The sequence below is a fragment of the Streptomyces sp. SDT5-1 genome (assembly GCF_052245995.1).
In the GTDB taxonomy this organism is placed as follows: Bacteria; Actinomycetota; Actinomycetes; order Streptomycetales; family Streptomycetaceae; genus Streptomyces.
In genome coordinates, this window is sequence record NZ_CM125963.1 from 5,375,512 (window position 1) to 5,395,765 (window position 20,254).

General features: G+C 72.8%; 20 protein-coding genes. 14 read left to right on the forward strand and 6 right to left on the reverse strand.

The window, feature by feature from the left end; translation table 11 throughout:
- Positions 1 to 4 precede the first annotated feature (4 nt).
- Both ACTWJ8_RS24920 and ACTWJ8_RS24925 read left to right on the forward strand, forming a co-directional pair.
- Complete coding sequence (locus tag ACTWJ8_RS24920) at positions 5 to 991, forward strand: ABC transporter ATP-binding protein (RefSeq protein ID WP_356374224.1); 987 nt, start codon at positions 5 to 7, stop codon at positions 989 to 991.
- On the forward strand, positions 975 to 2,123 hold the full coding sequence (locus tag ACTWJ8_RS24925) for an ABC transporter ATP-binding protein (RefSeq protein WP_443260322.1): 1,149 nt from the start codon (positions 975 to 977) through the stop codon (positions 2,121 to 2,123). Before ACTWJ8_RS24920 ends, ACTWJ8_RS24925 begins: the two co-directional genes overlap by 17 nt.
- A gap of 13 nt (positions 2,124 to 2,136) precedes the next feature.
- Here the strand turns inward: ACTWJ8_RS24925 and ACTWJ8_RS24930 are convergent, their stop codons facing one another.
- Positions 2,137 to 4,251, reverse strand: coding sequence for a S9 family peptidase (locus tag ACTWJ8_RS24930; protein WP_356374221.1), 2,115 nt, complete (start codon positions 4,249 to 4,251; stop codon positions 2,137 to 2,139).
- A gap of 163 nt (positions 4,252 to 4,414) precedes the next feature.
- Between ACTWJ8_RS24930 and ACTWJ8_RS24935 the strand changes: the two genes are divergently transcribed.
- The 8 genes from ACTWJ8_RS24935 (at position 4,415) to ACTWJ8_RS24970 (ending at position 11,855) form a co-directional block, all read left to right on the forward strand.
- Positions 4,415 to 4,609: a hypothetical protein gene (locus ACTWJ8_RS24935; RefSeq protein WP_356374219.1), complete on the forward strand. Its 195-nt coding sequence runs from the start codon at positions 4,415 to 4,417 to the stop codon at positions 4,607 to 4,609.
- A gap of 31 nt (positions 4,610 to 4,640) precedes the next feature.
- On the forward strand, positions 4,641 to 5,549 hold the full coding sequence (gene mshB / locus ACTWJ8_RS24940) for an N-acetyl-1-D-myo-inositol-2-amino-2-deoxy-alpha-D-glucopyranoside deacetylase (protein ID WP_443260323.1): 909 nt from the start codon (positions 4,641 to 4,643) through the stop codon (positions 5,547 to 5,549).
- Positions 5,549 to 6,022, forward strand: a complete 474-nt coding sequence (locus tag ACTWJ8_RS24945; RefSeq protein ID WP_443260324.1) for a DUF6113 family protein — start codon at positions 5,549 to 5,551, stop codon at positions 6,020 to 6,022. Before mshB ends, ACTWJ8_RS24945 begins: the two co-directional genes overlap by 1 nt.
- Positions 6,023 to 6,175: 153 nt before the next feature.
- Positions 6,176 to 8,320 (forward strand): hypothetical protein, encoded by a 2,145-nt coding sequence (locus ACTWJ8_RS24950; RefSeq protein WP_443260325.1) that lies wholly within the window; start codon positions 6,176 to 6,178, stop codon positions 8,318 to 8,320.
- Between the two features lie 112 nt (positions 8,321 to 8,432).
- A complete protein-coding gene (locus ACTWJ8_RS24955; protein WP_443260326.1) occupies positions 8,433 to 9,341 on the forward strand; it encodes an ABC transporter ATP-binding protein in 909 nt (302 codons plus the stop codon).
- Entirely contained in the window at positions 9,338 to 10,081 is a 744-nt protein-coding gene (locus tag ACTWJ8_RS24960; RefSeq protein WP_443260327.1) for an ABC transporter permease, read from the forward strand. The genes ACTWJ8_RS24955 and ACTWJ8_RS24960 overlap by 4 nt, the downstream gene beginning before the upstream one ends.
- Before the next feature lie 92 nt (positions 10,082 to 10,173).
- Positions 10,174 to 11,244: a sensor histidine kinase gene (locus ACTWJ8_RS24965; RefSeq protein WP_443264986.1), complete on the forward strand. Its 1,071-nt coding sequence runs from the start codon at positions 10,174 to 10,176 to the stop codon at positions 11,242 to 11,244.
- Entirely contained in the window at positions 11,241 to 11,855 is a 615-nt protein-coding gene (locus ACTWJ8_RS24970) for a response regulator transcription factor (protein WP_356374209.1), read from the forward strand. The genes ACTWJ8_RS24965 and ACTWJ8_RS24970 overlap by 4 nt, the downstream gene beginning before the upstream one ends.
- A gap of 9 nt (positions 11,856 to 11,864) precedes the next feature.
- Here the strand turns inward: ACTWJ8_RS24970 and ACTWJ8_RS24975 are convergent, their stop codons facing one another.
- Entirely contained in the window at positions 11,865 to 12,707 is an 843-nt protein-coding gene (locus tag ACTWJ8_RS24975; RefSeq protein WP_356374208.1) for a transglutaminase-like domain-containing protein, read from the reverse strand.
- Positions 12,708 to 12,924: 217 nt separating this feature from the next.
- The gene (locus ACTWJ8_RS24980; RefSeq protein WP_443260328.1) at positions 12,925 to 13,929 is read right to left on the reverse strand and encodes a GNAT family N-acetyltransferase; all 1,005 of its coding nucleotides are present in this window, start codon (positions 13,927 to 13,929) and stop codon (positions 12,925 to 12,927) included.
- Positions 13,930 to 14,069: 140 nt separating this feature from the next.
- Here ACTWJ8_RS24980 and fdxA point away from each other — a divergent pair, with 140 nt between their 5' ends.
- On the forward strand, positions 14,070 to 14,390 hold the full coding sequence (fdxA, locus tag ACTWJ8_RS24985) for a ferredoxin (protein WP_356374204.1): 321 nt from the start codon (positions 14,070 to 14,072) through the stop codon (positions 14,388 to 14,390).
- Positions 14,391 to 14,525: 135 nt separating this feature from the next.
- A complete protein-coding gene (locus ACTWJ8_RS24990) occupies positions 14,526 to 15,629 on the forward strand; it encodes a bifunctional succinyldiaminopimelate transaminase/glutamate-prephenate aminotransferase (protein ID WP_356374203.1) in 1,104 nt (367 codons plus the stop codon).
- Positions 15,630 to 15,707: 78 nt separating this feature from the next.
- Here ACTWJ8_RS24990 and ACTWJ8_RS24995 read toward each other — a convergent pair whose 3' ends face one another.
- Both ACTWJ8_RS24995 and ACTWJ8_RS25000 read right to left on the reverse strand, forming a co-directional pair.
- Positions 15,708 to 16,118: an ATP-binding protein gene (locus ACTWJ8_RS24995; protein WP_356374201.1), complete on the reverse strand. Its 411-nt coding sequence runs from the start codon at positions 16,116 to 16,118 to the stop codon at positions 15,708 to 15,710.
- 296 nt (positions 16,119 to 16,414) lie between these two features.
- Complete coding sequence (locus ACTWJ8_RS25000; protein ID WP_356374200.1) at positions 16,415 to 17,356, reverse strand: heavy metal transporter; 942 nt, start codon at positions 17,354 to 17,356, stop codon at positions 16,415 to 16,417.
- Between the two features lie 73 nt (positions 17,357 to 17,429).
- On the opposite strand from ACTWJ8_RS25000, the gene dapE reads away from it, so the two are divergent.
- Both dapE and ACTWJ8_RS25010 read left to right on the forward strand, forming a co-directional pair.
- On the forward strand, positions 17,430 to 18,512 hold the full coding sequence (dapE, locus tag ACTWJ8_RS25005; RefSeq protein WP_443260329.1) for a succinyl-diaminopimelate desuccinylase: 1,083 nt from the start codon (positions 17,430 to 17,432) through the stop codon (positions 18,510 to 18,512).
- Between the two features lie 87 nt (positions 18,513 to 18,599).
- A complete protein-coding gene (locus ACTWJ8_RS25010; RefSeq protein WP_356374196.1) occupies positions 18,600 to 19,349 on the forward strand; it encodes a TIGR00730 family Rossman fold protein in 750 nt (249 codons plus the stop codon).
- Positions 19,350 to 19,359: 10 nt separating this feature from the next.
- On the opposite strand, the gene folP is transcribed toward ACTWJ8_RS25010, so the two are convergent.
- A complete protein-coding gene (gene folP, locus ACTWJ8_RS25015; protein ID WP_443260330.1) occupies positions 19,360 to 20,220 on the reverse strand; it encodes a dihydropteroate synthase in 861 nt (286 codons plus the stop codon).
- Between the last annotated feature and the right edge of the window lie 34 nt (positions 20,221 to 20,254).

Consider the following 20,254-nt stretch of genomic DNA (forward strand, 5'->3'; position numbering starts at 1 on the left):
CCGCATGGCCCTGTTGGAAGTACGTGACCTGCACGTCGAGTTCCGGACCCGCGACGGCGTCGCCAAGGCGGTGAACGGCGTCGACTACACCGTCGACGAGGGCGAGACGCTCGCCGTGCTCGGCGAGTCCGGCTCCGGCAAGTCCGTCACCGCGCAGGCCGTGATGGGCATCCTCGACATGCCGCCCGGCCGGATCTCCGCGGGCGAGATCCTCTTCAAGGGACAGGACCTGCTGAAGCTCAAGGAGGAGGAGCGGCGGAGGATCCGCGGCGCCGAGATGGCGATGATCTTCCAGGACGCGCTCTCCTCGCTGAACCCCGTGCTCACGGTGGGGGAGCAGCTCGGCGAGATGTTCGTCGTCCACAAGGGGATGTCCAAGAAGGACGCGCGGGCCAAGGCCGTCGAGCTGATGGACCGGGTGCGCATCCCGGCGGCGAAGGAGCGGGTCGGCCAGTACCCGCACCAATTCTCCGGCGGTATGCGCCAGCGCATCATGATCGCGATGGCGCTCGCCCTCGAACCCTCGCTGATCATCGCGGACGAGCCGACGACCGCGCTCGACGTGACGGTGCAGGCCCAGGTCATGGACCTGCTCGCCGAGCTTCAGCGCGAGCTCAACATGGGGCTCATCCTCATCACCCACGACCTCGGGGTGGTCGCCGACGTCGCCGACCGGATCGCCGTGATGTACGCGGGCCGGATCGTCGAGCAGGCGCCGGTGCACGAGATCTACAAGGCGCCCGCCCACCCGTACACCAAGGGCCTCCTCGAATCGATCCCGCGCCTCGACCAGAAGGGGCAGGAGCTGTTCGCCATCAAGGGGCTCCCGCCGAACCTCATGAACATCCCGCCCGGCTGCGCCTTCAACCCGCGCTGCCCGATGGCCCAGGACGTGTGCCGCACCGACGTCCCGCCGCTCGCCCGCGTCTCCGAGGACCGTCGCAGCGCCTGCCACTTCTGGAAGGAGACGCTCGATGCCGCAACACGGTAAGCACGTGAGCAAGGACGACCTGAAGCGCGAGGGCAGGATCGCCACGCACCTCCTCCACAAAGCGCGGGCGGAGAACGAGTACGCGGAGAACGGCTCGCCCTCGGGCCACGAACCGCTCCTCCAGGTGCGCGGCCTCACCAAGCACTACCCGCTCACCCAGGGCATCCTCTTCAAGAAGCAGGTCGGCTCCGTCAAGGCCGTCGACGGCGTGGACTTCGACCTCGGCCAGGGCGAGACGCTCGGCATCGTGGGCGAGTCCGGCTGCGGCAAGTCGACCGTCGCGAAGATGCTGGTGAACCTGGAGCGGCCGACCGCGGGCGTCATCAAGTACAAGGGCGAGGACATCACCAAGCTGTCCGGACGCGCCCTCAAGGCCGTCCGCCGCAACATCCAGATGGTGTTCCAGGACCCGTACACCTCGCTCAACCCGCGCATGACGGTCGGCGACATCATCGGGGAGCCGTACGAGATCCACCCCGAGGCCGCGCCGAAGGGCGACCGCAGGCGGAAGGTGCAGGAGCTCCTCGACGTCGTCGGGCTCAACCCGGAGTACATCAACCGCTATCCGCACCAGTTCTCCGGCGGCCAGCGCCAGCGCATCGGCATCGCCCGCGGCCTCGCGCTGCGCCCCGAGATCATCGTCGCCGACGAGCCGGTCTCCGCGCTCGACGTGTCGGTGCAGGCCCAGGTGGTCAACCTCCTGGACCGGCTCCAGAAGGAGTTCGACCTCTCGTACGTCTTCATCGCCCACGACCTGTCGATCGTGCGGCACATCTCCGACCGGGTCGGCGTGATGTACCTCGGCAGGATCGTCGAGATCGGCTCGGACGCCGAGATCTACGACCACCCGACCCACCCCTACACGCAGGCGCTGCTCTCCGCGGTGCCGGTGCCCGACCCGGAGGCGCGCGAGGGCCGGGAGCGGATCATCCTCTCCGGCGACGTGCCCTCGCCCGCCGATCCGCCCTCCGGCTGCCGCTTCCGCACCCGTTGCTGGAAGGCCCGGCAGAAGTGCGCGGACGAGGTGCCGCTGCTCGCCGTGCCGGAGGTCTTCAAGGGCGGCGACACCCCCGCCAGCCACCCGTCGGCCTGCCACTTCGCGGAGGAGAAGCACGTCGTGCCGACGGAGTAGCGGCGGGTGCGGGCTACAGACCCAGCGAGCGCTTCAGGAAGTCGACCTGAAGCAGCAGCAGATTCTCGGCGACCTGCTCCTGCGGCGTCATGTGGGTCACGCCGGACAGCGGAAGCACCTCGTGCGGCCGGCCGTCAGCGAGCAGCGCCGACGACAGCCGCAGGGCGTGCGCCACCACCACGTTGTCGTCCGCGAGGCCGTGCACGATCAGCATCGGCCTGCGCTGCTCGGCGGCCCCCGCCAGACCGTCGTCGGTCACCAGGGAGCTCTTCGCGTACGTCTCCGGGGTCACGGCCGGATCGCCCAGGTACCGCTCCGTGTAGTGCGTGTCGTACAGCCGCCAGTCGGTGACGGGGGCGCCCGCGATGCCCGCGTGGAAGACGTCGGGGCGGCGCAGCACGGCGAGCGCCGAGAGGTAGCCGCCGTAGCTCCAGCCGCGCATCGCGACCTTGGACAGATCGAGCGGGAACCGGTCCGCGAGCGCGTGCAGCGCTGTGACCTGGTCGTCGAGGGTGAGCGTGAAGTCGCCGCGGATCGACTTCTCGCGCCCTGGCGAGACGCCGGGCGTGCCGCGGCCGTCCGCGACGATCACCGCGAAGCCCTGGTCGGCGAACCACTGCGAGGTCAGATGCGGGTTGTGGGACGCCACGACGCGCTGCCCGTGCGGGCCGCCGTACGGGTCCATGAGCACCGGCAGCGGCCCGTCCCCCTCCTCGTACGAGGAGGGCAGCAGGACGGCGCACGGGATGCCGGCGGCCTCCGTGAGCGTCAGGCGGGGCGAGAACGACGGGCTTTCCGCGTGCGAGGCGATCTGCACGGCCTTCTCGGGGGCGTTCCCCTCGCGCTCCACGCGCACCCGTGCGCCGGGGTGGCCGGGTGTCGCGGAGACCAGCACGGTGACGTCCCCGGAGCGGACCGCGGAGTGCACGCCGGGCTCCGTGGAGACACGCCGCACCCCGAGCTCGTTGACCCGGTACACGTGCACCTCGCCGGTCTCCGGGGCCTCCGCGTCGGCCCCCGCGGACGCGGACACGAGGACGTCGCCGGCCCCCACGTCCAGGACCGCCCGCACGTGCAACTGGGGTCCGGTCAGCGGGCGTTCGCCCACCGCGAGGACCCGGGCGCCGCCCTCGTCGGCGATCCGCACCAGCTGCCCGCTCGGCGACCAGCACGGCACGCCCGGCAGCAGCTCGAGCCACTCGTCGTCCTCGTCGGCGTGCACCATCCGCGTCGAGCCGTCGGCCGTGTCGACCGCCAGGTAGAGCGCGCTGCGCTGGTCGCGGGCCTGCACGAGCAGCAGCGGCGCGCCGTCCGCCGACCAGTGCACACGCGCCAGGTACGGGTACGCCTTCCGGTCCCAGGTGATCTCGGTGCGGGAGCCGTCGAGGCCGTACGCGAAGAGCCGCACCTCGGCGTTGGGCGTGCCCGCGCGGGGGTAGGCGACGCGGGCGGGCTCCTTGTCGGGCCGCGCGGGATCGGCGATCCACCAGCGCTTCACGTCCGCGTCGTCGGCGCGGGCCACGAGCAGCCGGTCCGAATCCGGCGACCACCAGTGGCCGCGGTACCGGGACATCTCCTCCGCCGCGACGAACTCCGCGAGCCCGTACGTCACCGTCTCCGACTCCGGCTCCGCGAGCGCCCTGTCGTCGTCCCCCTCCGCGCCGACGACCCGCAGCGCGCCCCGGGAGACGTACGCGATGTGCCGGCCGTCGGGCGACGGGCGCGGGTCCAACACCGGGCCCGGCACCGGAAGTTCCCGCGCCGTGCCCGCGCGCAGCTCGGCTGCGAAGAGCCGCCCCGACAGGGCGAAGGCGGCCAGCTCGGCGGCGGCGTCCGTCGCGTAGCCCACGATGCCCGCGCCGCCCTCACGGCTGCGCTCGCGGCGGGCCCGCTCCTCGGCCGAGAGGTTCTCCGCCGCCCCGCCGAGCAGCGCCACCGGGTCGGCGGCCACCCGTTCCTGACCGCTCGCCACGTCAAGCACCCACAGCGCGTTCGCTCGATCGGTGCCCGAGGAGGACCGCAGGAAGACGACGCGCTCGCCGTCCGGCGCCACCGTGAAGGCGCGGGGCGCCCCCAGCGTGAAGCGCTGCGTCCGTGCGTGCTGGCGGGGGAAGGTCTCGATGGTCATCCACGCAGCCTAGGAGAGAAGACGGCCACGCGCCCCCGTGCGCTCCCGGTCGCACCGGGTGCTCCCCGGTGGCGACTTGTGCGCGGGCACGGATAGTTATGATCGTTAGCGCTGTGTGGGTACGAGTCCGTCGGCGACCGGATCACTTTGGAGGAGGACCGCTGTGGCACTCTCGATCTCGGCCGTGGTGCTGTTCGCGATCATCGTCTTCATCCTGATCAAGAAGTCGGGACTGAAAGCCGGACATGCGATCGTGTGCGTGCTTCTCGGCTTCTATCTGGCGAGTTCTTCGGTCGCCCCGACCATCAAGGAGCTGACGACGAACGTGGCGGACATGGTCGGCGGCATCAAGTTCTAGCCCTGTCGGTGCGGGGTTCTAGGCTGTGGGCATGACGGAAATGCCAGGTCGGCGTCTGCTCCTCGTGCACGCGCACCCCGACGACGAGTCGATCAACAACGGCGCCACCATGGCCAAGTACGCCGCGGAGGGTGCCCTGGTCACGCTGGTGACCTGCACGCTCGGCGAGGAGGGCGAGGTCATTCCGGACGAACTGGCGCATCTCGCGCCGGACCGGGAGGACCTGCTCGGCCCGCACCGGATCGGCGAGTTGGCCGCCGCCATGAAGGAACTGGGCGTCACCGACCACCGCTTCCTCGGCGGCCCCGGACGCTTCCGCGACTCGGGCATGATGGGCGCCCCGCAGAACGAGCGGGAGGGCGCCTTCTGGTCCGCCGACCTCGACGAGGCCGCGGCGCACCTCGTCGCCGTGATCCGCGAGACCCGGCCCCAGGTCCTCGTCACGTACGACCCGGACGGCGGATACGGGCACCCGGACCACATCCAGGCCCACCGCGTCGCCATGCGCGCCGCCGACCTCGCCGCGGAGCCCGCCTTCCGGCGCGACCTCGGCGAGCCGCACACGATCGCCAAGGTGTACTGGAACAGGGTGCCGAGGTCCGTCGTCGAGGAGCGCTTCGAGCGGCTCGCGAGCGTGCTCGACAGCACCCCGTTCGACGTCGCCGCCGTGGTGGACGACGTGCCGGGCGTCGTCGACGACGAGCGGATCACCGCCGAGATCGACGGCAGGCCGTACGCGGAGCGGAAGGCGGCCGCGATGCGCGCGCACGCCACGCAGGTCGCGGTCCCGGACGACAGCGGAATCTTCGCGCTCTCGAACAAGCTGGCGCAGCCGCTGTTCGACATCGAGTACTACGAGTTGGTGCGGGGCGAGCCCGGATCGCCGTACGAGAAGGACCTGTTCGAGGGTCTCGGCAGCACTGAGGGAGTGGGCGCGTGATGAGCGGCGGCGAGAACGGACGGGCCGCGGCCTCCTCCGGCAGGACGGCCGGCGGGGGAGCGGCGGCGACGCGGGACGTCGACCTCCCGTTCGCCTTCGGCGGATTCACGGCCGGGCGCACCCTCGCCCTGCTCGGCCTGTTCGTGCTGGGCGCGGTCGTCGCCGTCGCGGGGGCGCTCGTCCAAGGCGGCTGGTTCCCGGGCGGATTGCTGCTCGCGCTCGTCGGGGCGGCCGGTCTCTTCCACGGCGGGGCGCGCGTCGCGGGCGGACGCGCGGGGGCGGTCGCGCCCGCGGCCGGCTGGGTCCTCGCGGTGATCCTGCTCACCGCGAGCCGCCCCGAGGGCGACTTTCTGTTCGGCGCGGGAGCGGGCTCCTACCTCTTCCTCCTCGGAGGGATGGCTGTCGCTGTGATGTGTGCCACCTTCTGGCTGCCGGGGCAACCACCCGTGTCCGGCGCCCGACTTGGGAAGTGACGGAGCACCTTGGGGCGCCGTGCGGCGCGTGCCGTTCCGGATTCGTCATTCGTCACACCATGACTTCCGGCGGCGGACAGTATGGTGGTGCGCGCCGCCGAGCAGCCCGCGCGAGGTCGAGACGGGCGGCGGAGCCAACCGGGAGAACCTGCCTTGAGTCGTGAAACTGACAGTTCGTCCTCCGGGCCCCAGGGGCGCGGCGCTGCCGCGTACCCGTCGGGGACGCCTCCGTACGGATCGCCCGCGCAGGGCGACGCCGGACCGACGCCGCCGGGCGAGCAGAGCGCCCCGGAGGGGCCCAAGACCGAGACGACGCTGACGACCCGGATCCGGATCAACATCCCCGGCTCCCGGCCGATCCCGCCCGTCGTCATGCGGACGCCCATGAGCGATGTCGACGGCAAGGCGGAGGCCGCCGCCGACCAGGGCGCCGACGCGACGCCCGCGGCCCCGGCGCCCGGACCGGACGCGACGCGGGGCGGCGCTCGCCCCTCGGCGCCCTCCGGCTTCGGCTCCGGGGGCGGTACGGGCTCCGGGCCCGCGGCCCCCGAGGCGTCCGCGCCCGCGGCTCCCGCTCCGGCCGCGCCGCAGCGCGAGGAGAAGACGAGCGACTGGTTCGCTCCGCGCAAGCCGCGGGGCGGCGGCGCGGGCGGCCCGGCGACCGGCGCGGTGCCGACGGCCGGGTCCGGCGGGCCCGGTGGCGCGAGCGGTCCCGGTGGCCCCGGCGGTCCCGCCGCCGGTGGGCCCACGCCGCCGTCCGGCCCCAACGCGGGCGCCCCGTCCGGCACTTCGGGCGGCCCGCTGGGCGGCCCTTCGGCCGGTGGCCCGGCCGGCCCGACCGGCGGGCCCACGGGCGGCTCCTCCGGCGGATTCGACGTGTCAGGCGCCATCGCCGCGGGCCCCCTCGGCAGCGGCGGCGGCCCCCGCGACGACCTGCCGTTCTTCGCCGCCAACCAGGACTCCGGCGCGCCCCGCCCCGGCGAAGGGCCCAACGGCCCGGTCGGCCCCACCGCGGGCCCGGCCGCGGGCGACGGCCCGATGACCCCGCCGTCCGCCCCGAACCCGCAGGTCCCCGGCGCGGGCCGGTCGGGACCCGGCGGCACGCCCCCGCGGATGAGCGACGACACCGCGATCCTCACCCCGCAGAAGCCCGCCCCCGAGCCCCCCGGCAACCGGGACAACGTCTCGGGCGACACGCTCACCAGCGGCATGCCGGTCGTCGGCGGCTCCGGCGGCGGCCCCAAGCGGCCGGGCCCCAGCGGCGACCCGTTCCAGCAGGGCCCCGACTCCCCGGCGGCCGTGCACACCCCGCCGAAGCTGCCCGACCCGGTGCCCGCCGAGCCGGCCCCCGCCAAGAAGAAGGGCCGCAACAAGCTGGTCCTCGTCGGCGCGGGCGTCGTCGTCCTGGCCGGAGTCGCGTACGGCGCGGGCCTGTTGATGAACCACTCCGACGTCCCGAAGGGCACCACCGTCGCGGGCGTCGACATCGGCGGCGGCACCCGCGACGAGGCCACCAGCAAGCTGGAGAACGCCCTCGGCAAGCGCACAGAGCAGCCGCTGAAGCTCGAGGTCAACGGCAAGACGGTGCGGCTCGCGCCGGAGCAGGCCGGCCTCTCCTTCGACACCGCCTCCACGGTGGCCGCCGCAGCGGGCAGCGACTACAACCCGGTGTCGGTGATCGGCTCGCTGTTCGGCAACGAGCGGGTCGTGGCCCCCGTCATGCCCGTCGACGAGGAGAAGCTCGCCGCCGCCCTGGAGCGGGCCGCGGGCGGCGCCGCCGCGTCCGGCGACGGCACGATCAAGTTCGAGCCGGGCAAGGCCGTCCCCGTCTACGGCAAGACCGGCAAGGGCCTCGACGTCGCGCAGTCCGCCGCCGCGGTCAAGGACGCCTACCACGCGCAGATCGAGACCGGCGCGTCCGGCACGGTCCCGCTGGCCACGTCCACGCACAAGCCGACGATCTCGGACGCCGAGGTCGACCGGAAGATGCAGCAGTTCGCCGAGCCCGCGATGTCCGGCCTCGTCACGGTCAAGGCGGGCAACGCGTCGATCCAGTTCGGCCCCGACAAGTCGCTGCCGAAGATCCTCGGCGTGAAGGCGGTCAACGGGAAGCTGGTCGAGACGTACAACCTCCCGGTCCTCAAGAAGCTGTACGGCACGACCTTCGACGGCGTCACCGTCACCCGCGGCACCGGCAAGAAGACGCCGGTCCAGCCGACGGACGTGGCCGCCGCCATCGGCAAGGCGCTGCTCGGCAAGACCCCGGCGGAGCGCACCGCGGAGATCCAGACCTCGTAGGCCAGGACCTCCCAGGACACCCGCGTCACGAGTCCCGCATGACATCCGTCATGCGGGACTCACGCCTGTCGGCACTGCCCCGCACCCCCGCCGCCCGGCGACGCTGTACGGCATGACGACACACGCAGCGGTCACCTTCGGCGAGGTGACGAAGACGTACGGCACGGTCCGCGCGGTCGACGGCCTGAGCCTGGAACTGCACGCGGGCGAGACGGTCGCCCTGCTCGGGCCGAACGGCGCGGGCAAGTCCACCACCCTCGACCTGCTCCTCGGCCTGCGCCCCGCGGACGGCGGCGAGATCCGCGTCTTCGGCACGAGCCCCCGCGAGGCGATCACGGCGGGCCGGGTCGGCGCCATGCTCCAGAGCGGCGGCCTGATGGACGAGGTCACCGTCGGCGAGCTCGTGCGGCTCGGCTGCGCCCTGCACCCGAAGCCGTACCCGGCCGACGAGGTGCTGGCCCGCGCGGGCCTCACACAGATCGCCGACCGCAGGGTGAACAAGCTCTCGGGCGGCCAGGAGCAGCGCGTCCGCTTCGCGCTCGCCACGGCGGGCGACAGCGACCTCATCGTCCTCGACGAGCCGACGACCGGCATGGACGTGAGCACCCGTCAGGCGTTCTGGGCGACCATGCGCGAGCAGGCGGACCAGGGCCGCACGGTGCTGTTCGCCACGCACTACCTGGAGGAGGCCGACGCGATCGCCGACCGCGTCCTCGTGCTGCACCGCGGCCGCCTCCTCGCCGACGGCACCGCCGCCGAGATCAAGGCCAGGGCCGGCGCCCGCCGCGTCGCCTTCGACCTGGACGGCGCGATCGACGAACGGGCGCTCAAGGACCTGCCGTTCCTCACGGGCCTGACCGTCAGCGGACAGACCGTGCGCATCCAGTCCACCGACGCCGACGCGACCGTGCACGCGCTCTACGGGCTCGGCGTCTACCCCCGCAACCTCGAAGTCGCCGGACTCGGCCTGGAGCAGGCCTTCGTGGCGATCACCGAAGCCGAGGAGGCCAAGGCCCGATGAACAGCCTGATCAAGCTCGAACTCACCCGCGCCCTGCGCAACAAGAAGTTCCTGTTCTTCTCCGTGATCTACCCGTCGGTCCTGTTCCTGCTGATCGCCGGGCAGTCCGCGACCACGGACCTCGTCAGCGGCGCGGGCGGCCTGAACCTCGCCGCGTTCATGATGGTCTCCATGGCCTCCTTCGGCGCGCTCACCGCCGTGCTCATGGGCAACAGCGAGCGCATCGCGAAGGAGCGGGAGAACGGCTGGGTGCGCCAGCTGCGCCTGACGACGCTGCCGGGGCGCGGCTACGTCCTCGCGAAGACCGCGAGCGCCGCCGTCGTCTCGCTGCCTTCCATCGTGATCGTCTTCGTCGTGGCCGCGGCCTTCAAGGACGTACGGTTCGACGCCTGGCAGTGGCTCGCGCTCACCGGCGCGATCTGGGCGGGCAGCCTCTGCTTCGCCGCGCTCGGCGTCGCCATCGGCTACCTCGCGTCCGGCGACGCCGTCCGGCCGATCACGATGATCACGTACTTCGGGCTCTCGATCCTGGGCGGCCTGTGGATGCCGACGACCAGCTTCCCGCGGTGGCTCCAGGACATCGCCGAATGGCTGCCCACCCACGCGTACGCTGCCCTCGGCCAGGCCATCGAGCTGGGCGGCGCCCCCGACGCGAGGGACGTCGGGCTGCTCGTCGCGTACTTCCTGCTCTTCGCGGGCGGCGCGGCCTGGCTGTACCGGAAGGACACGTTGAAGGCGTGAACGAGCGCGTGAACGAGCCAGGGGAGTGGGCGGCGCCCGGCCGCGCGCCGGAGAACCGCCGCGAGTTGTTCGTGAAGCTGCTGTGGATCGGCATGTGGCTGGTCTTCCTCGGCGACCCGGTCGGCGACCTGCTCGCGGGCCACCACGACACGGCGGGCACCGTGTTCGGCTGGGCGGGCCTCGCGGCGTTCACCCTCACGTACCTCGTGCTGGTGTTCCGGCACACGAGCCGCCCGCTCGCCCGCGCCGTCGTGCTCATGGTGCTCGGCGTCCTGCCCGTGATCGCCTGCGTGCTCTGCCTGGCGCTCGGCGAACCCTGGCTGGTGCTCTTCGTGTACGTCGCCGTGGGCTGCGGGGCCGTACTGCCCATGCGGCAGGCGCAGATCGCGATCCTCGTCGTGACCGGGGCGATGGTGGCGCTCGCCGCGCACCTCGGTGCCGGACCCGACATAGGCCTCGTCGTCCCCGCGCTGCTCGGCGGCTTCTCCATGACCGGCGTGCGCCGCCTGGTGCGCACGACGCGGGAGCTGCGCAGGGCCCGCGCCCAGGTCGCCCAGCTCGCCGCCAACGAGGAGCGGCTGCGGCTCGCCCGCGACCTGCACGACCTCCTCGGCCACTCGCTGTCCCTCATCACGCTCAAGAGCGAACTCGCGGGCCGGATGCTGCCCGACCACCCCGACAAGGCGGCCGACCAGGTCGCCGACATCGAGAAGGTCAGCCGCCAGGCCCTCGTCGACGTCCGCGAGGCCGTCACCGGCTACCGCCGCCCCCGCCTCGCCGCCGAACTCGCGGGCGCCCGCGTCGCCCTGGAGGCCGCCGACATCGCGGCGCAGGTCCCCGAAGAGGTTCCCGCGCTGCCCGAGGCCCAGGAGTCCGCGCTCGCCTGGACGCTGCGCGAGGCCGTCACGAACGTCGTACGGCACAGCGGGGCGCGGCGCTGCGTCGTCGGTGTCGTCCGTCGCGACACCCTCGACGGGCCCGTCGTCGAACTCACCGTGGAGGACGACGGGGGCGGGCCGTCGGGCGCCGCGCCGGGCAACGGCCTCACCGGACTCGCCGAACGGCTCGCCGCGGCCGGCGGCACCCTCGACACGGGCGCGGCGCGGGGCGGCGGCTTCCGCCTGGTGGCCCGGGTCCCGGCCTCCGTAGGATCCGCCGCATGACCACCCAGATCAAGGTGCTCCTCGCGGAGGACCAGTCCATGGTGCGCGAGGCGCTCGCCGCGCTGCTCGGCCTCGAACCGGACATCGAGGTCGTCGCGCAGGTCGCGCGCGGCGACGAGGTCCTGGCCGCGGCCCGCGCGCACGCGGTGGACGTGGCGCTCCTCGACATCGAGATGCCCGGCTGCACGGGCATCGAGGCCGCCGCACAACTGCGCGAGGCGCTTCCCGAGGTGAAGGTGGTCGTGCTCACGACCTTCGGCAGGCCCGGCTACCTGCGCAGCGCGATGGAGGCGGGCGCCGCCGCGTTCCTGGTCAAGGACGCGCCCGCCGCGCAGCTCGCCGAGGCCGTGCGCCGGGTCCTCGCGGGGGAGCGGGTCATCGATCCGACGCTCGCGGCGGCGGCCCTCGCGGAGGGCGCGAACCCGCTCACCGACCGCGAGCGCGAGGTGCTGCGCGCGGCGGCGGACGGCCGTACGAACGCGGAGCTCGCGGCGGCGCTGCACCTGTCGCAGGGCACCGTCCGCAACTATCTGTCGGTGGCGATCCAGAAGCTGGCGGTGCGCAACCGCGCGGAGGCGGTGGCCGCCGCGCGCGACAAGGGCTGGCTGTAGGCCGGCGGGTCAGTTGAGCATCGCGCGGGCCGCACGGGCCTGCTCGCGCACCGACTCCGCCGCCGACTCGTCCACGGCCCCGACCACGTCCGCGTACGCCTCCAGCTCCGCCGCGCCGGTCACGAACTCCCCGCGCCGTACGAGGAGCTGGGCGCGCTCGAAGCGCAGGCGCGCCGGGTGGGCGGGCAGCAGCAGCGACAGCTCCACGGCCCACAGCGACACGTCGGAGCGCTCGGGGCGGGCCGCGGCCCACGCCCGGATGTTGTTGAGGATGCGCAGGACGACGTCCAGCGGATCGGCGGGCACCAGCATCGACGGATCGAGCCGGCCGCCGGTCGCCCCGGCCACCAGCATGTCGGCGTCGGCCCCCGACAGGACCCGGCCGCGGTCGAACGGATCGGCGAGCACCTGCTCGTCGAGGCCGCCGAACCCGACCACGAAGTGCCCCGGCAGCGCCACGCCGCTGACCGGTGCCCCGGCCCGCCGCGCCACCTCCAGCCAGACCACCGACAGCAGGATCGGCAGCCCTCTGCGGCGCCGTACGACCTCGTGCAGGAGCGAGGACTCCAGGCGCTGGTAGTCGTGCGGCGTGCCGTGGAAACCGGCGCGCTCGCCGAGCAGCTCCGCGCACGCCGTGGCCCAGGCGCGCGGCGAACCCGGCCGGTACGGCAGCCGCCCGGCCAGCTCGTCCAGCTCGATCTGCACGGCGTCCATGCCGGCCTCGTCGAGCGCCGGATCGCCCTGCGCGGCGAGCAGCAGGCACAGCTGCGCCAGATCGGGCCGCTCGGCCCGCGCCTCCTCGGCGAACCGCCGCCGCAGCTCCGTGGAGCGGGGGGAAAGGTGGGGGGACATACGAGCCTCGTGCCCTCTCAGACCGATCGATACGGCATGCGCCGCCCGAATGTCAGCCGTCGTGCCGTTCCGGAGCACGGTAGTGGTGCCGTGTCTCCCGGGGGCAACCCCCGGACCCCCGGCCGGAGGTCCGTGGGGTGGCCGCGCGGATCGGGAGCACGGTAGCGGGCCGCGCGCTGCTGTGGTGGTGCCTCGCCGACCGTGCGGACCGGACGTGTCAGCCGTCGTGCCGTTCCGGAGCACGGTAGTGGTGGTAGGCGTGGTGGGTCGTGAAGCCGAGGCGGTTGTAGAGGGCGCGGGCGGGCTCGTTGTCGGCCTCGACCTGGAGCCAGGCCGCGGAGGCGCCCTCGTCGAGCGCCCGCCGGGCCAGCGCCGCCATCACGTCCGTGGCGAGGCCGCGGCGCCGCTGAGCGGGGTCGACCTCGACCGCGGCGAAGCCGGCCCACCGCCCGTCGACCACGCAGCGGCCGATCGCCGCGGGCACCTCGCCGTCGCCCGGCACCGTCGCGAACCACACCGACGGGCCGGCGCACAGCACCTTCAGCGCGACCTCGCTCGCGCCCTTGCGCTGGTACCGCGCGAGCCACGCCCGGTCCGGCTCCCGGCTCAGGACCACGTGCGGCGCCTCCGGCGCGTCGCCGATCGGCGCGAGCGCAGCGATCCGCAGCTCGGCGCTCACCTCGCGCGTCCACCCGCGCCGCTCGAGCTCGGCGCAGAGCACCTCCTGCGCCCCCTCGGCCCCGGTCGCCGTCTGCGCGTACGCGGGCAGCCCCCGCTCCTCGTACCATTCCCGTACGCGGCCCAGCGCCTCGTCGAGCGGCACGCCGGGGTCACCCAGAGGGAGCACCGAGTTGGCGCGCCGCGTGAATCCCTCGGCCGCCCGCAGTTCCCACTCGCCGAGCCGCTCGCTCTCGACCGGCCGCCAGGCCCGCGACGCGACGCGCGCGAGCTCCGGATACGTGGCCGATGGACCGCGCCGACGGGCCGGCGCGGCGGGCACGACCTTCCCCGCGACCAGCGCGGACTCCTCGATCCGCACACCTTCACCGTTTCTCCGTGTGATCAGGAGCACACCGTCGTCCCACGATGTGAGAACCCCGACGGTGTCGGTGAAAATTCGACCCGCGGAATCATCCCCGCTCACCCGTCGCACAGAGACGCGTTTCCCCACGTCAGCGCCTGAAATACGGACTTCCAGGCGTCCGCCCGCAGTGAATTCCACAGCTCGGCCCACCCCTCCTGTTCGGATCATGCCCAGGAACGGAGATACTAGGTGCGGGCATCGACGACGCCGCGCTCCCGCGCGCCAGGCGGCGGAGCCTGCGGAGGCCCGCCAGCGCCCTATCGAGGAGGAACGACAGCGTGACCTACGTCATCGCGCAGCCTTGTGTCGACGTCAAGGACAAGGCGTGCATCGAGGAGTGCCCGGTCGACTGCATCTACGAGGGCTCCCGGTCCTTGTACATCCACCCGGACGAATGCGTCGACTGTGGTGCCTGTGAACCGGTCTGCCCGGTCGAGGCGATCTTCTACGAGGACGACACTCCCGAGGAGTGGAAGGACTACTACAAGGCGAACGTCGAGTTCTTCGACGACCTCGGTTCGCCCGGTGGTGCCTCGAAGATGGGCCTGATCGAGAAGGACCACCCCTTCATCGCCGCGCTGCCGCCGCAGAACCAGTAACTGCACCAGCAGCTGCTGAGTTCAGCGGTACGCACAGGCGCTGCCCCGGTCCCGTACGGCCTCGACTGCCGTACGGGACCGAGGCATTTGTCCATCCCGAACGAAAGTCCCTTGCGACAGAAGTGAGCTGACCAGGTGTCCGCAGTCCCGGCCCCGATCGACCGCATCCCCACGTTCCCCTGGGACAAGCTGGAGCCGTACAAGAAGACGGCCGCGGCGCACCCGGACGGCATCGTCGACCTCTCCGTCGGCACGCCCGTCGACCCGGTGCCCGAGCTGATCCAGAAGGCGCTCGTCGACGCCGCGAACTCGCCGGGCTATCCGACCGTGTGGGGCACCCCCGAGCTGCGCGACGCGCTGGTCTCCTGGTGCGAGCGCCGGCTCGGCGCGCGGGACTTCGACCACACGAACGTGCTGCCGGTCGTCGGCTCCAAGGAACTCGTGGCCTGGCTCCCGACGCAGCTGGGCCTGGGCCCCGGCGACAAGGTCGCCTACCCGCGCCTCGCCTACCCGACGTACGAGGTGGGCGCGCGCCTCGCCCGCGCGGACCACGTGGTCTACGACGACCCGACCGAGCTCGACCCGGAGGGGCTGAAGCTCCTGTGGCTCAACTCGCCGTCGAACCCGACCGGCAAGGTGCTCGGCAAGGACGAGCTGAAGCGCATCGTCGAGTGGGCGCGGGCGCACGACATCCTGGTCTTCTCCGACGAGTGCTACCTGGAGCTCGGCTGGGAGGCCGACCCGGTCTCGGTCCTGCACCCGGACGTCAACGGCGGCTCGTACGACGGCCTGGTCGCGGTCCACTCGCTGTCGAAGCGCTCGAACCTGGCGGGCTACCGCGCGGCGTTCATCGCCGGTGACGCCGCCGTCCTCGGCCCGCTGCTCCAGATCCGCAAGCACGGCGGCATGATGACGTCCGCGCCGACGCAGGCGGCGGTCGTCGCGGCGCTCGGCGACGACGAGCACGTGCGGGTGCAGCGGGAGCGGTACGCGGCCCGCCGCGAGGCGCTGCGTGCGGCGCTGCTCGCCCACGGCTTCCGCATCGAGCACAGCGAGGCCAGCCTCTACCTGTGGGCGACCCGCGACGAGTCCTGCTGGGACACCGTCGCCCACCTGGCCGAGCTGGGCATCCTGGTGGCGCCCGGCGACTTCTACGGCGAGGCGGGTGACCGGTTCGTCCGCGTGGCCCTGACGGCCTCGGACGACAGGGTCGCGGCGGCGGTGGCCCGCCTCTCCTGACGCGTTCAGGCACACGGAAGAACGGGGTGCCGGGAGCTTTTCGCTCCTGGCACCCCGTTTCCGTGGGGGGGGGCTAGGTCAGCCGCCGATCGGCAGGCCGCCGAGGGTGCTCGTGGGGAGGCCGCCGCCGGTCGCGGAGCCGGCCGCGTCGCCGACCACGTCACCCGCGCCGCCGGCCAGGCCGCCCGCGGCCTTCTGCGCGGCGGGCGTCGCGGTCTTCGCGCCCTTGCCGACGGCCTTGCCCGCCGCGGGCACGACCTTCTTGACGGCCTTGCCACCCGTGTCGCCGGCGAGCCCCGTGGCGTTCTGCGCCGCACCGTCGACGGTGTTGCCCACGTGGGCGCCGTCAAGCGCGGTCAGACCGCCCAGGTTCGACGTGGCCGGAAGCTCGACGGCGCTCGCGGAGCCGGCCGCACCGACCACGGGCGCCGCTCCCGCCGCTACGAGCAGCGCGGCACGGGCGATCCGGCGGGTCAGGGGGAGGGACATGATGCTCCTTAGACGGGAGAGGACGTTGGGTGTCCGGCTGCCGTGCGGCGGTCGGACGCCGTGACAACAGCCCCAGGGCCCGGGAAGGTTGCGGGTCGGAAACGTAAAGGGTTCGCAATGCATCGCATTATCAGTTGTGGACAGAAACGGGCAAAGGGAGCGCCCCGTCGACCACTGCAGAACCCTTACAGCTCCCTGCTCACAAGGGTCTTGGGGCGGATCCGCAACTCCCTGTGAAGGACCCCGCCGGGCGTCCACCTCGCATGATCCGCCCTACCCGTACGAGTGAGTCCGCGCTACGTCCCGGTGACGATGCGGACCTCGCCGACGGACGTCGAGGCCGCGGGACCCGACCGCCCGCCGCGCCGCTGTGAGGGCACCTTGTGCCACGCGCCGTCCGACTCGCCCGCGGTCCACTCCCGGCCCGCGTACGACACCCGCTCGATTCGCAGCGCCGACGCGTTGGCCACCGCCCACTGCGCCAGCTCCCAGCCACGCTGCCGCTCGACGCCCTCCGCCGAGTCGACCGTGGCGGGCACCGGGACGCGGACCGCGCCCTTGCCCGGACCGTCCTGCGGCGTCACGTCCCGCCCGAAGTCCCGGGCGAGCGCGGCCCGTACGCGCGCGGGGTCGCCCGGCTTCCCGGCCTCGGCGCCGCCCGGCCGCCCGTCGCAGGTGAGCGACGCCGCGGCGCGCCCCGTCAGGGAGGCGGCGAGCAGCGTCGCGTCCGGCTCGTGCTTCGCGTACGCCTGCGGGAACCCGCTGCGCTGCACGCGCTGCGCCGCCGCGGTCAGCGGCAGCCGCGAGTACCCGGGGACCTGCTCCAGGTGCGCGTAGAACCGCTCCGACGCGTACGCCGGGTCCATGATCTGCTCCGCGGTGCCCCAGCCCTTCGTGGGCCGCTGCTGGAACAGCCCGAGCGAGTCCCGGTCGCCGTGCTCGATGTTGCGCAGGCCCGACTCCTGGAGGGCCGTCGCGAGGGCGATCGTGACCGCCCGCTCGGGCATGCCGCGCGAGGTGCCGACGGCGGCGATCGTCGCCGCGTTCACCGCCTGCTCGGAGGTGAACGAGTACGACGCCCCGTCCCCGTTCGCCGAGACCACCGTGCATCTCGGTTTGCCGCGGCCCCCGGTGGCGTACTGCACGGCCACGTACGTGGCCACCGCGAGCAGCACGACGACGGCCGCGCCGATACGAAGGAGGCGGCCGCGCCGGAAGAGAGTGGGGGGCTCAGGCACGCGTCCAAGGTACTGGAGTCCACTGACACTCCAGCTGCCGCACGGTGAACGCGGGGGTATTAGGCTCGGCGCCATGGACCGCACCGCCCTTGACCTCACGCAGGACGCCGCCCGCCTCACGGCGCAGCTCGTCGACTTCCCCTCGCCCAGTGGCAGCGAGAAGGAGCTCGCCGACGCGATCGAGGAGACCCTGCGCGGGCTGCCGCACCTCACGGTCGACCGGTACGGCAACAACATCGTGGCCCGCACGAACCTGGGCCGCGACGAGCGGATCATCCTCGCGGGCCACATCGACACGGTCCCGATCGCCGACAACGTCCCCTCGCGGCTCGACGAGAACGGCACGTTGTGGGGCTGCGGCACCAGCGACATGAAGTCCGGCGTCGCGGTCCAGCTGCGCATCGCCCAGACCGTCCGCGAGCCCAACCGCGACCTCACCTTCGTCTTCTACGACAACGAAGAGGTCGCCGCACACCTCAACGGTCTGGGGCATGTGGCCGACGCCCACCCCGACTGGTTGAAGGGCGACTTCGCGATCCTCCTGGAGGGCACGAACGGGGACGTCGAGGGCGGCTGCCAGGGCACCCTGCGCGTCATCCTGAAGACCAAGGGCGAGCGGGCCCACTCCGCGCGCGCGTGGATGGGCAGCAACGCGATCCACGCCGCGTCCCCGATCCTGGAGCGCCTTGCCGCCTACGAGCCGCGCAAGCCGGTCGTCGACGGCCTGGAGTTCCACGAGGGCCTCAACGCGGTGCGCATCGAGGGCGGCGTCGCCACGAACGTCATCCCGGACGAGTGCGCCGTCACCGTCAACTTCCGCTATGCGCCGGACCGGTCGATGGAGGACGCCGAGCAGTTCGTGCGGGACTTCTTCGCCGGCTGCCCCATCGAGGAGTTCGTCGTCGACGACCACACCGGCGGCGCCCGCCCCGGCCTCAACCACCCCGCTGCCGCCGCCTTCGTGGCCGCCGTGGGCGGCGAGGTGCGCCCCAAGTTCGGCTGGACCGACGTCTCCCGCTTCAGCGCGCTCGGCGTCCCCGCCGTGAACTACGGGCCCGGCAACCCGATCTTCGCCCACAAGATCGACGAGCGGGTCGAGACCTCGCTCATCCTGGAGGGCGAGAAGCGCCTCGCCGCCTGGCTCACCACTGCGTGAAACCCCGAGGTCCCGCGCGGGTAACCCGCGTAGACCTACTCTTGCTCCACGTAACGGCGTGATTTTTTGCGCGGAAGGGAGCAGACGATGAGCACACCCGAGGGCAAGCGGCATCCCAAGGAGCAGCGCCTCGGCCCGGTGGTCCGCCGCCGCGACCAGGTGCAGCCGGGGACGACCGACCAGCGTCTGCTCGACACCGAGGGCCCCTCCGAGTGGGTGCACACGGATCCCTGGCGAGTCCTGCGCATCCAGTCGGAGTTCATCGAGGGCTTCGGCACGCTCGCCGAACTGCCGCCCGCGATCAGCGTGTTCGGCTCGGCCCGTACCCCGGAGAACTCCCCGGAGTACGAGGCGGGCGTCGCCATCGGCAGGGCGCTGGTGGAGGCCGGCTTCGCGGTGATCACCGGCGGCGGCCCCGGCGCCATGCAGGCGGCGAACCAGGGCGCCGTGGAGGCCAAGGGCACCTCCGTGGGCCTCGGCATCGAGCTGCCCTTCGAGCAGGGCCTCAATCCGTACGTCGACCTCGGCCTGAACTTCCGCTACTTCTTCGTACGGAAGACGATGTTCGTGAAGTACGCGCAGGGGTTCGTGGTGCTGCCCGGCGGCCTCGGCACCCTCGACGAACTCTTCGAGGCGCTCACCCTTGTGCAGACCAGGAAGGTGACGCGCTTCCCGATCGTCCTCTTCGGCACGCAGTACTGGAGCGGACTGGTCGACTGGCTCAAGAACACGGTGATCGCCCAGGGCAAGGCGGGCGAGGCCGACCTGCTGCTCTTCCACGTCACGGACGACGTGGAAGAGGCGATCACGCTGGTGACGAAGGAGACCGGCAAGTAGAGCCGGGCTGTTACGCGAGTCCCCGGCGGGCGACCGCCGGGGGCCTGTGGCCCGCGATGGACGACACCATGTCGAGCACCTGGCGCGTCTCGGCGACCTCGTGCACCCGGTAGACCTGCGCGCCGAGCCACGCGGAGACCGCGGTCGTCGCGAGGGTTCCGATGACCCGCTCCTTGACCGGCTTGTCGAGCGTCTCGCCGACGAAGTCCTTGTTGGACAGGGAGACCAGCACCGGCCACCCCGTCTCGACCATCTCGGGAAGCCGCCGCGTCGCCTCCAGGGAGTGCCGCGTGTTCTTCCCGAAGTCGTGACCGGGGTCGATCAGCACCGACTCGCGCGGCACCCCGAGGGCGACGGCCCGCTCCGCGTACGTCACCGTGACGTCCAGGATGTCCGCCATCACGTCGTCGTACGTCACCCGGTGCGGGCGCGTGCGGGGCTCGGCGCCGCCCGCGTGCGTGCAGACGATGCCCACCTTGTGGCGCGCCGCGACCTCCGCGAGCTTCGGGTCGACGCCGCCCCACGCGTCGTTGAGCAGATCCGCGCCCGCCTCGCAGACGGCGTCGCCGACCTCGTGCCGCCACGTGTCGACGCTGATGATCACGTCGGGGAAGCGCCGCCGCACCTCGGCGACGAAGCCGACCGTGCGTCGCGCCTCCTCCTCGGCGCTGACCTCCTCGCCGGGCCCGGCCTTCACGCCGCCGATGTCGACGATCATGGCGCCCTCGGACACCGCCTGCTCGACGCGGGCGAGCGCGGGCTCGTCGCGGAAGGTGGCGCCCTGGTCGTAGAAGGAGTCCGGGGTCCGGTTCACGATCGCCATGATCACCGGCTCGTGCGCACCGAATTCGTGCTGGCCCAGCCTGAGCATCCCCTGTGACTCTCCTTCTCGTACCGGCGTGAAC

Excerpts from the sequence above, each read along its gene's own strand:
- folP (WP_443260330.1), bottom strand. The coding sequence starts at position 20,220 with ATGCTCAGGCTGGGCCAGCACGAATTCGGTGCGCACGAGCCGGTGATC.
- ACTWJ8_RS25010 (WP_356374196.1), top strand. The coding sequence starts at position 18,600 with ATGAGCACACCCGAGGGCAAGCGGCATCCCAAGGAGCAGCGCCTCGGC.
- ACTWJ8_RS24930 (WP_356374221.1), bottom strand. The coding sequence starts at position 4,251 with ATGACCATCGAGACCTTCCCCCGCCAGCACGCACGGACGCAGCGCTTC.
- ACTWJ8_RS24965 (WP_443264986.1), top strand. The coding sequence starts at position 10,174 with ATGTGGCTGGTCTTCCTCGGCGACCCGGTCGGCGACCTGCTCGCGGGC.
- ACTWJ8_RS24995 (WP_356374201.1), bottom strand. The coding sequence starts at position 16,118 with ATGTCCCTCCCCCTGACCCGCCGGATCGCCCGTGCCGCGCTGCTCGTA.
- ACTWJ8_RS24975 (WP_356374208.1), bottom strand. The coding sequence starts at position 12,707 with ATGTCCCCCCACCTTTCCCCCCGCTCCACGGAGCTGCGGCGGCGGTTC.
- ACTWJ8_RS24920 (WP_356374224.1), top strand. The coding sequence starts at position 5 with ATGGCCCTGTTGGAAGTACGTGACCTGCACGTCGAGTTCCGGACCCGC.
- mshB (WP_443260323.1), top strand. The coding sequence starts at position 4,641 with ATGACGGAAATGCCAGGTCGGCGTCTGCTCCTCGTGCACGCGCACCCC.
- ACTWJ8_RS24945 (WP_443260324.1), top strand. The coding sequence starts at position 5,549 with ATGAGCGGCGGCGAGAACGGACGGGCCGCGGCCTCCTCCGGCAGGACG.
- ACTWJ8_RS24955 (WP_443260326.1), top strand. The coding sequence starts at position 8,433 with ATGACGACACACGCAGCGGTCACCTTCGGCGAGGTGACGAAGACGTAC.
- ACTWJ8_RS24970 (WP_356374209.1), top strand. The coding sequence starts at position 11,241 with ATGACCACCCAGATCAAGGTGCTCCTCGCGGAGGACCAGTCCATGGTG.
- ACTWJ8_RS24960 (WP_443260327.1), top strand. The coding sequence starts at position 9,338 with ATGAACAGCCTGATCAAGCTCGAACTCACCCGCGCCCTGCGCAACAAG.
- ACTWJ8_RS24925 (WP_443260322.1), top strand. The coding sequence starts at position 975 with ATGCCGCAACACGGTAAGCACGTGAGCAAGGACGACCTGAAGCGCGAG.
- dapE (WP_443260329.1), top strand. The coding sequence starts at position 17,430 with ATGGACCGCACCGCCCTTGACCTCACGCAGGACGCCGCCCGCCTCACG.